7 protein-coding genes are annotated in these 10,000 nt (G+C 64.6%); 4 read left to right on the forward strand and 3 right to left on the reverse strand.

The window, feature by feature from the left end; translation table 11 throughout:
- The 4 genes from LDL37_RS06890 to LDL37_RS06905 all read left to right on the forward strand — a co-directional run.
- Positions 1-3,173: indolepyruvate ferredoxin oxidoreductase family protein (locus LDL37_RS06890; RefSeq protein WP_290795934.1), on the forward strand; the 3,173-nt coding region annotated here is incomplete at its 5' end.
- Positions 3,166-4,203 carry a Glu/Leu/Phe/Val dehydrogenase dimerization domain-containing protein gene (locus LDL37_RS06895; protein WP_290795936.1) on the forward strand — a complete coding sequence of 346 codons (1,038 nt, stop codon included), beginning with the start codon at positions 3,166-3,168 and terminating at the stop codon, positions 4,201-4,203. The genes LDL37_RS06890 and LDL37_RS06895, both read left to right, overlap by 8 nt.
- A gap of 153 nt (positions 4,204-4,356) precedes the next feature.
- Entirely contained in the window at positions 4,357-5,514 is a 1,158-nt protein-coding gene (locus tag LDL37_RS06900; protein ID WP_290795938.1) for an enoyl-CoA hydratase/isomerase family protein, read from the forward strand.
- 82 nt (positions 5,515-5,596) lie between these two features.
- Positions 5,597-6,274, forward strand: coding sequence for a CAP domain-containing protein (locus LDL37_RS06905; protein ID WP_290795941.1), 678 nt, complete (start codon positions 5,597-5,599; stop codon positions 6,272-6,274).
- On the opposite strand, the gene LDL37_RS06910 is transcribed toward LDL37_RS06905, so the two are convergent.
- The 3 genes from LDL37_RS06910 to LDL37_RS06920 all read right to left on the reverse strand — a co-directional run.
- The gene (locus tag LDL37_RS06910; protein WP_290795943.1) at positions 6,275-7,171 is read right to left on the reverse strand and encodes a hydroxymethylglutaryl-CoA lyase; all 897 of its coding nucleotides are present in this window, start codon (positions 7,169-7,171) and stop codon (positions 6,275-6,277) included.
- Positions 7,168-8,328 carry an isovaleryl-CoA dehydrogenase gene (locus LDL37_RS06915; RefSeq protein ID WP_290795945.1) on the reverse strand — a complete coding sequence of 387 codons (1,161 nt, stop codon included), beginning with the start codon at positions 8,326-8,328 and terminating at the stop codon, positions 7,168-7,170. Before LDL37_RS06915 ends, LDL37_RS06910 begins: the two co-directional genes overlap by 4 nt.
- A 46-nt stretch (positions 8,329-8,374) precedes the next feature.
- A partial coding sequence (locus LDL37_RS06920) for a biotin carboxylase N-terminal domain-containing protein (RefSeq protein WP_290795947.1) occupies positions 8,375-10,000 on the reverse strand: 1,626 nt, incomplete at its 5' end.

The raw sequence follows: 10,000 nt of genomic DNA on the forward strand, positions 1-10,000 counted from the left end.
TGGGGGCCACCGCCGTGTGGGGCACGCAGCACGTGCCTTTGTTCGAAGGTGCGCGTTACGACGGCGTCTTCGGCATCTGGTACGGCAAGGGGCCGGGCGTGGACCGCTCAGGCGACGTGCTCAAACACGCCAATATGGCCGGGACGACGCCGCTGGGTGGTGTGCTGGCCGTGGTCGGCGACGACCATGCGTGCAAATCCTCGACCCTGCCCAATCAGTCGGAACTGGCCTTTATCGACGCCGAAATCCCGGTGCTCAGCCCCGCCACCATCGCCGAGGTGCTGGAATACGGCGTCAAGGGCCTTGCCCTGTCGCGCTTCTACGGCGGCTGGGTGGCGCTGAAGACGATTTCCGACCTGATGGACGCTTCGGCCGCCGTCGATCTCAGCGACCGTTTCGACACGCGCGACCCGGTGATAGACCTGCCCGCCGACGGGCTGCACATCCGCGCCAAGGACACCCCTGCCGAAAAGGAAGCGCGTCACCGTCATTACCGCCTACCCGCGGCTTCGGCCTTTGCGCGGCTCAATGGTTTTGACACGGTGGTCTGGCCCCAGGCGCGCCCGCGCATCGGTATCGCCACGGCGGGCAAGGCCTTCACGCAGGTGATGGAGGCGCTCGACCTGCTCGGCATCACCGAGGCCGAAGCGCGCGACATCGGCCTCAGCGTGTGGAAGGTCGGCATGGTGTGGCCGCTGGATGCGCAGGGCGCGCGCGCCTTTGCCGGTGGCCTCGAAAAGCTGCTGGTGGTCGAGGAACGGCGCGAGGTGATCGAGCCGCAACTGCGCTCGGCCCTGTACGCCCTGCCGGATGGTCGTCGCCCGCTGATCCTCGGCAAACGGGGCTTAAGCGGTGAGCCGCTGATCTCTGACGTGCTGGAACTCGATACGCTTCAGGTGGCGCTGGCGCTCTACGACCTGCTGCCGGAAGCCGCGCGTAATGCTCAGCGCCGCGAGCGCGCCGAAGGCTTCCGCCTGCGTCTGACGACGAAGGACACGCTCAAGCCCGACCATATCCGCGCGCCGTTTTTTTGCGCCGGATGCCCGCACAATGGATCGACCGTGGTGCCCGAAGGGTCGCGCGGTCTGGCCGGGATCGGCTGTCACTACATGGCGACCTTCATGCCGCGACGCACCGATATCTGCACCCATATGGGCGGCGAAGGCGTGACCTGGATGGGGCAGGCGCCCTTTACCGACGAAGGCCACGTCTTCACCAATCTGGGCGACGGCACCTACTTCCATTCGGGGCTTCTGGCCATCCGTCAGGCCATCGCCGCCGGGGTCAATATCACCTACAAGATCCTCTATAATGACGTGGTGGCCATGACCGGCGGGCAGTCGGTCGATGGGCAACTGACCCCCGTCAAGGTGGCGCAGCAGGTGCGCGCCGAAGGGGTGGAGCGCATTGCGCTGGTCTCCAATGATCCGGAGCGCTGGGAAGGCGAAATGCCATCGGGCACCACCTATGCCCACCGCGACGATCTGGAGGCCGTGCAAAAGGACCTGCGCACGCATAAGGGGGTGTCGGTGCTGATCTATGATCAGGCCTGTGCCACCGAACTGCGCCGCCGCCGCAAACGCGGCACAGCCCCCAGGCCCGCCGCGCGTATCTTCATCAATCCGGCGGTGTGCGAAGGCTGCGGCGATTGTCAGGCCAAGTCGAACTGCGTCGCCATCAACCCGCTGGAAACCGAGCTGGGGCGCAAACGCGAAATCGACCAGTCGGCGTGCAATATCGACACGGCGTGCGTCAAAGGCTTCTGCCCGTCCTTCGTGGCGGTCGAAGGGGCGGCGCTGAAAAAAGCGGCTGCGCCCGACCTCACGCCGCTGATCGCCGACCTGCCCGAACTGACGCCGCCGCCCGCTACGGCGCGCCCGGTCAATATCCTGCTAGCCGGGATCGGCGGTCTGGGCGTCACCTCGCTGTCGGCCATGCTGGGGATGGCGGCGCATATCGACGGCTGCGAAGTGTCGGTGGCCGATCAGACGGGTCTGGCGCAACGCGGTGGCGGCGTCGATGCCCATGTGCGCATCGTGGCGCAAGGCGTGCGTTTGCCTGCGCCGCGCATCAGCGCCGGTGAAGCCGATGTGCTGCTGGCCGCCGACATGGTGCAGGCTACGGGTAAGACGGCCCTGCCTCTGGTCAGCCCGGACCGCACCCTGAGCTTTGTCAATTCGGCCCTGACCTCGACGGCGGCCTTTACGCTGAACCGCGACGTGGTGTTCGATAAGGGCGGCCTGATGGGACGGTTACGCAAGGCGTCCAAACGCTGTGAGCCGCTGGACGCCGGGGGCGTGGCGCGGCGTCTGCTGGGCGATGCCGTCTATGGCCATATGATCCTTTTGGGGGCCGCCTGGCAGGCCGGGGCTGTGCCGCTGAGCCGTCAGGCGATCGAGCGCGCGATCGACCTCAACGGGGCCGAAAAAGCCAATAACCATAAGGCCTTTGCGCTGGGTCGCGCGCTTTATCTCGGCCGTATCGCCCCCCCGAAGTCCGAGGCGCCGTTCGATGTCGAAACCTTTATTACCCGGCGGATCGCCGACCTGACCGCTTATCAGGACGCTTCTTACGCGGCGCAGTATCAGGCCGTCGTCGAGACGGCGCGCAAGGCTGGGTCACCCGCCCTGCTGGAGGCCGTGGCGCGCAATGCCTTTAAGCTGATGGCCTATAAGGATGAATACGAGGTGGCGCGCCTGTATAGCGATCCGGCCTTCCGTCAGCGCCTCGATAGTCAATTCGATAATACCGGAAAATTGGCAGTTTACCTCGCCCCGCCGCTTCTGGCGCGCAAGGACCCGGTGACCGGTGAACCGCGCAAGATGAAGTTCGGCGGCTGGGTCTTTACCGCCTTTGGCGTGCTGAAAGGGCTGAAAGGCTTGCGCGGCAGCCTCTTCGATCCGTTTGGCCATACCGAGGAGCGCCGCATGGAACGCCGCCTGCGCGACGACTATCTGCGCCTGATCCCGGAACTGGTGGCGAAGCTCTCTCCGCAAACGCTGGAGCCCATTGTGGCGCTGGCCCGCCTGCCCGAAGACATCCGCGGTTTTGGCCACGTCAAGGCCGCGTCGGTCGCAGCCGCCGAGGCGCGCAAGGCCGCGCTTCTGACGCAAATCGAGGCGGTGAAACCCGTCTCACACCCCCTCTCACAAAAGGAACCCGCCCATGTTTGATACGCCTTCATATGACGCGCACGAAAAGGTCGTCGATGTCAACGATCCCGAAACCGGCCTGCGCGCCATCATCGCGGTCCATTCGACGGCGCGGGGACCGGCGGCGGGCGGCTGTCGTCTGTGGACCTATGACGACGCGGCGGCGGCGCGTACCGATGCGCTGCGCCTGTCGCGTGGCATGAGCTATAAGAACGCTATGGCTGAGCTGCCCTTCGGCGGCGGCAAGGCGGTCATCATGGGCCCGGTCGCACCGGAAAACCGCGAACAGATTTTCACCGCCTTTGGGCGCGCCGTCGAAGCGCTGGGCGGGCAATATATCACCGCCGAAGACGTCGGTGTCGGCGTGTCGGACATGATGGTCGTGGCGCGTCAGACGAAGTACGTGTCCGGTCTGGCCACAGAGGGTTCGGTGGGCGGTGACCCGTCGCCCTTTACGGCGCGCGGCGTCGCCATCGGCATCGAAGCGGCGGTCAAGGCGCGTCTGGGGCGCGACAGCTTGGAAGGCGTGCGCGTCGCGGTGCAGGGGCTGGGTCATGTCGGCGGCTATCTGTGTCAGGAACTGCACGCGCGCGGCGCCAAGCTGATCGTGGCGGATATTCATACCGCGCGCGTGGTCGAAATGGTCGAACGCTTCGGCGCGGAAATGGGCAATGTCGCGGACATCCTGCTGAGCGATGCCGATGTGATTGCCCCCTGCGCGTTGGGGTCCATCATCACCCCTGAGGTGGCCGAGCGCATGACCGCCGCCGTGGTCGCCGGGGCCGCTAATAACCAGTTGTCGGTGCCGGAAGTGGGCGCGGTTCTGGCCCGTCGCGGCATCCTCTATGCGCCGGACTATGTGATCAACGCCGGCGGCATTATTGCCGTGTCGGCGGAATATAATGGCGGTGTTGACCGCGCCGGTATCGACGCGCAGATCGACGCCATCGGGCCGCGTCTGGCTGATATTTTTGCCCGTGCCCAGGCCGAAAAGCGCCTGACCGGCGACGTGGCCGACACGCTGGCCAGAGCGAAAATGGTGCGGGGGTAATCCCCTCACCTGGGGCTGTCGCATCCCCCTCTCCCCCACGGAAGAGGGGGATTTTTGAGGTTCCCAATCCGCTGATTCCGTGGTTATCTTTTAAAAAATGCTGCACCCACTGAGGTGCAGCAAAAGGCACAGGAAAACGCGAAAGGAAGGCCTATGGACGCGCTCGGTGTTGAGGAAAAACCCGTTCTGGCTCAGGTGGAAAACGGGGTGGGGCGGCTGACGCTCAACCGACCTCAGGCGCTCAATGCCCTGACCACCGCCATGTGCCGCGATATGGCGCAGACGCTGAGCCAGTGGGCCACGGATGAACGCGTGCGGTATGTCGTTCTGGACCACAACGGACGCGCCTTTTGCGCCGGGGGCGATGTGCGGGCGGCGGCCCGCTCAGGCCGTGGCGACGGCGAAGCGGCCCGCGACTTCTTCCGCACCGAATACCGTCTCAACACCCTGATCAAACGCTTCCCCAAGCCCTTTGTCGCCCTGATTGACGGCGTGACCATGGGCGGCGGCGTGGGCATCAGCGTGCATGGCTCGCACCGCGTCTCGACCGAAAACACCCTGTTTGCCATGCCCGAAACCGGCATCGGCCTGTTCCCGGATGTCGGCGGCGGCTGGTTTTTGCCGCGGATGGGCGCGCCCGCCGAAACGTGTGAAGCGGTTTTCGCAGACGAGGGCGCGCAAAACTATTCCGAGGTTGGAACCTGGCTGGCCCTGACCGGTGAGCGGCTGAAAGGGGCCGATGTGCGCGCGGCGGGGATCAGCACGCACCATGTGGCGGCCTCTGACCTGCCCGCATTGAAGGCGGAACTGCTGGCGGGCCCGGAGCGCCATCCGAAAAGTGGGAACCGGTTTTCGGAGTCAATGGCGCGACCAAATGAATTCATCGATAACCTCCTGCACCGCTATGACCGCCCCGTCGGTGAGCCGTCTTATCAGGAGCATCTGGAGGCCATCAACCGCATCTTCGGCAAGAGCCGTCTGGCCGATATCGCCATTGCGCTGAAGCTGGAGGACTCCGATTGGGCGCAGCATCAGGGTGAGGTGCTGGCCACCCGCTCGCCCTTCTCGATGAGCGTGACGCTGCGCCATCTGCGCGAAGGCCGCCGCCTGGAGACGTTCGAGCAGGTGATGCAGATGGAGTTCCGCATCGCTTCGCGCCTCTGCCAGAGCCACGACTTCCTTGAGGGCGTGCGCGCCGTGCTGGACGACAAGGACCACTCGCCGCACTGGCTGCCGCAATCCATCGGCGGCGTCAGCGCCCACAGCGTCGAGGCCCTGTTTGCGCCCCTGCCGCGTGAGCTTTATGACTAACGCCGCTTAAGCCTGTTTCTTACCGGAAACTTTACATCTGAGGCCACAACATGTCCGCCTTAAGCCTAAGTCGGGGATGGCTATGCGGGCAGTGGTTTTATCAACTCTGGCGTCGGCGCTGTTTGTGGGCACCGGCGTAGCGGATGAGAAGATTCAACGGCTGGATGCCACGGCCGAAGCGGCGGTTGACGCCCTGCTGACACCGCCTTCGCCACAGGCCGGGACCACCGGCATGACCTATCGCCGCGTCAATACGGTGGTCAAGGCACCTGACCTCAGTGCGGCGCTGGTGCCGGACGCGCCCCGCTTCGACATCAGCGAAGACATGCAGCATCAGGCGGCAATACTGCTCGAACGGGTCAATCAGGTGCGGGCCGAAAACGGCTGCGGTCCCTTGCGCCTCAGCGATCAGTTGATGCAGGCAGCGCAGCGCCAGAGCGTTTCCATGTCCGAGAAAAACTACGTCTATCACTACACGGACGACGGTATAAAGTTAAAGGACCGGGTGCACGCCACAGGCTATGTCTATACGCTTCTGGGGGAAAATGTCGCGGCGGGTCAAAAGACGGCCGACCGGGTGTTTGAGGAATGGATGACCAGCCCCGGCCACCGCGCCAACATCCTCAATTGCGGCTATGAGGAGATGGGCGTCGGCTATGTCCACGACACGCAGGATCAGCCGGTGGGACAGGCACGGGTCCCCTACTACTTCTACTGGACGCAGGTGTTTGGTCGCCACATGAAGGTGGCCGGGAACTGATCAGCGGCCCCGTGCCACGGCGACCTTGGAACGTGGCGGGCGGCCCAGCGCATCGGAGATAAACCACGCGGTGTCGATCACCTTATCAAGATCGACACCCGTCTCTATGCTTAAGCCCCTGAGCATATAGAGCACGTCTTCGGTGGCGACATTGCCCGACGCACCCGGCGCATAGGGACAGCCGCCTAAGCCCCCGACCGAGGCATCGACGGTGGCGATCCCATAGTCGAGCGACACCAGAATATTGGCCAGAGCCTGCCCCCAGGTATCATGGAAATGCACGGCCAGCTTTGCCGCTTCGACGCGTCTTAACACGACCTCCAGAAGGCGCTGCGTATCGCCCGGCGTGCCGCGCCCGATGGTGTCGCCGAGCGACACCTCATAGCAGCCCATGTCGATCAGGGTTTGCGTCACCTCGGCCACGGCGTCGGGGGCAATCGGGCCTTCATAAGGACAGGCAATGGCGCACGACACATAGCCGCGCAAGGCTATGCCGTCTTCGCGCGCGCGGGCAGCGACCGGGGCGAAGCGCGCAAGGCTTTCGGCTATGCTGGCATTGATGTTTTTCTGGCTGAAAGTTTCGGACGCCGCCGCAAAGACAGCGACGCTTTGCGCCCTGGCCGCCCGTGCCGCCTCATAGCCTTTGAGATTGGGCGTCAGCACCGGATAGGTCAGGTGGGGCGCGCGGCTGATCCCGGCCATGACCTCAGCGGCATCGGCCATCTGCGGCACCCATTTCGGCGAGACAAAACTGCTCGCTTCGATAAAGCGCAGACCCGTTTGCGACAGGCGGTCGATCAGGGTGATCTTGGTCGCGGCGGGGACGATCTGCGTCTCGGCCTGAAGGCCGTCGCGCGGTCCGACTTCGTAAAGGGTGACGTGGCTGGGGCGGGTCACTTCGTTTCCTCGAACAGTTCGCGTCCGATCAGCATACGCCGGATTTCGCTGGTGCCTGCACCTATTTCGTAGAGCTTGGCGTCGCGCCACAGCCGCCCGGTCGGGTACTCATTGACATAGCCATTGCCGCCCAGACACTGGATCGCTTCTCCGGCCATCCACGTCGCCTTTTCCGCCGCATAGAGGATGCAGGCGGCGGCGTCCTTGCGCGTCGTCTCGCCCCGGTCGCAGGCAGCGGCCACGGCATAGACATAGGCGCGGCAGGCCCCCCAGGTGGCGTACATGTCGGCAATCTTGCCCTGCATCAGTTGAAAGGTGCCAATCGGCGCGCCGAACTGCTGACGCTCATGCACATAGGGGATGACCACGTCGAGGCAGGCGCGCATAATGCCCAAGGGCCCGCCGGACAGCACCACGCGCTCGTAATCGAGACCCGACATCAGCACTGCCGCGCCGCGACCTTCATGGCTTAACACATTCTCTTCCGGCACCTCGCAGTCGGCAAAGACCAGCTCACCGGTGTGCGAGCCGCGCATCCCCAGCTTGTCGAGCTTTTGCGCCACTGAAAAGCCGGCAAAGTCCTTTTCGATCAGGAAGGCGGTGACGCCCTTTGAGCCTTCGCCCGTGCGCGCATAGACGACCAGCACATCGGCGTCCGGGCCGTTGGTGATCCACATTTTCGAGCCGTTGAGCACGTAGCGGTCGCCGCGCTTTTCGGCCCGGAGCTTCATCGACATGACGTCTGAGCCCGCCCCCGGTTCCGACATGGCCAGGGCGCCGACGTGTTCGCCGTTAATCAGGCGTGGCAGGTAGCGCGCCTTTTGCGCCTCATTGCCGTTGCGCACGATCTGATTGACGCAGAGGTTGGAATGCGCGCCGTAGGACAGGCCGACCGAGGCCGAGGCACGGCTGATCTCTTCCATGGCGATGGTGTGCGCCAGATAGCCCATCTCCGCCCCGCCATACATGTCGGGCGCGGTGAGGCCCAGAATGCCCAGCTCCCCCATCTTGCGCCACAGGGGCATGGGAAACTGATCCGTGCGGTCGATCTCAGCGGCGTGCGGCGCGATTTCGGCGGCGGCGAACTTCGCCACCGTGTCGCGCAGGGCGTCGATTTCGTCGCCGTGGGCGAATTGCAGATGCGGAAAATCGGTCATGGGTGTCTCCCTGCTTATATCGCCCGCCAAAGGCAGGGGTATAGGATTATGTGACGTTCAGCAGCACCGCTTTTTCGATGACCTGCTCGCCCGTGGTGGCGCTTAGGCCCGTCACCACACCGGCGCGCGGGGCCTTCAGCGTCAGTTGAATCTTCATGGCCTCCAGCACGATCAGCGGCTGGTTCTTCTCGACCGCTTCACCCTCTGTGACGTGCACCGCGACGACCAGTCCGGGCATGGGCGCGACCACCTCAGAAGCCTCATGCGCCTCGTCCAGAGCGTCCGTGAGATGCCGCACATCGACCGGTGAGGCGGGAGGCAGGTTAAGGCGGAAGCCCGTCGCATCATGCCACGGCGAGGGTGGGGTATCCGTCGGCAAATCATAATCGGGCCAAGGCGCGGTCAGGCGCTCGACATGGCGGCCGATAAAGCCCGTATCGATCTCCCCGGCGCGGAAGGCCGGGTCGGAGGCGATGCGCCGCAGGAAGGCCAGATTGGTCCTCAGCCCTTCGGCCCGGGTGTGGATCAGGGCGGTGCGAAGCGCGTCTAAGGCCGCCGCGCGATCCTTACCATGCACGATCAGCTTGCTGATCATCGGGTCATAAAAGACGCTGACCGTATCGCCCTGCGCCACGGCGGAATCGGCGCGAACCCCGGACGGAAAGACGAGACGGCTCAGCGTGCCGGTGGACGGCATAAAGTCGTGTTCAGGATCTTCGGCATAGAGGCGCGCTTCGATGGCGTGGCCGTTCAGCGGCACCTGATCCTGGGTCAGCGGCAGGGTCTCACCGGCGGCGACGCGCAACTGCCATTCGACCAGATCGAGACCCGTAATGGCCTCGGTCACCGGGTGCTCGACCTGAAGCCGGGTGTTCATCTCCATGAAGTAGAAGGCGGCTTGCGTGATCCCCTTGGACACATCGACAATAAATTCGATCGTGCCCGCACCGCGATAGCCAATGGCCTTGGCGGCCTTCACCGCCGCTTCGCCCATGGCCTGACGCATGGCCTCAGGCAGGCCGGGGGCCGGGGCTTCTTCGATGACCTTCTGATGGCGGCGTTGCAGCGAGCAGTCGCGTTCAAAGAGGTGGAGCGCGTTGCCGTGGCTGTCGGCAAACAACTGGATCTCGATATGGCGCGGCACCTCGATATATTTTTCGATCAGCACGCGCGGATCGCCAAAGGCGCTTTGCCCTTCGCCCTGACAAGATTTCAATAGTTCCGGAAAATCAGACTCGTTATCGACGCGACGCATCCCCTTGCCGCCGCCGCCGGCCACGGCCTTGATCAGCACCGGGAAGCCGATCTCTCGCGCGGCGGTAAGTAGCGTCGCTTCGTCCTGCGCCTCGCCATGATAGCCGGGGGTGACGGGCACGCCCGCCTCTTCCATCAGCGCCTTGGCCGCGCCTTTCAGCGCCATGGCCCGAATGGCCTCCGGCGTCGGACCGACAAAGACGATCCCGGCGGCGGCGCAGGCCTCCGCAAATTCCGCGTTTTCCGACAGGAAGCCATAGCCCGGATGAATGGCCTCGGCCCCCGTGCGTCTGGCGACCTCGATGATCACGTCGCCGCGCAGATAGCTTTGCGCCGCCGGGGCCGGACCGATCAGGTGCGCTTCGTCGGCCTGACGCACAAACAGGGCCTGGGCATCGGCTTCGGAATAGACGGCGAC

It is taken from the genome of Asticcacaulis sp., from assembly GCF_020217185.1.
Lineage (GTDB): Bacteria > Pseudomonadota > Alphaproteobacteria > Caulobacterales > Caulobacteraceae > Asticcacaulis.

What these genes read in the sequence shown, in the direction of transcription:
- LDL37_RS06895 (WP_290795936.1), top strand. Translation starts at nt 3,166, where the DNA reads ATGTTTGATACGCCTTCATATGACGCGCACGAAAAGGTCGTCGATGTC.
- LDL37_RS06900 (WP_290795938.1), top strand. Translation starts at nt 4,357, where the DNA reads ATGGACGCGCTCGGTGTTGAGGAAAAACCCGTTCTGGCTCAGGTGGAA.
- LDL37_RS06905 (WP_290795941.1), top strand. Translation starts at nt 5,597, where the DNA reads ATGCGGGCAGTGGTTTTATCAACTCTGGCGTCGGCGCTGTTTGTGGGC.
- LDL37_RS06915 (WP_290795945.1), bottom strand. Translation starts at nt 8,328, where the DNA reads ATGACCGATTTTCCGCATCTGCAATTCGCCCACGGCGACGAAATCGAC.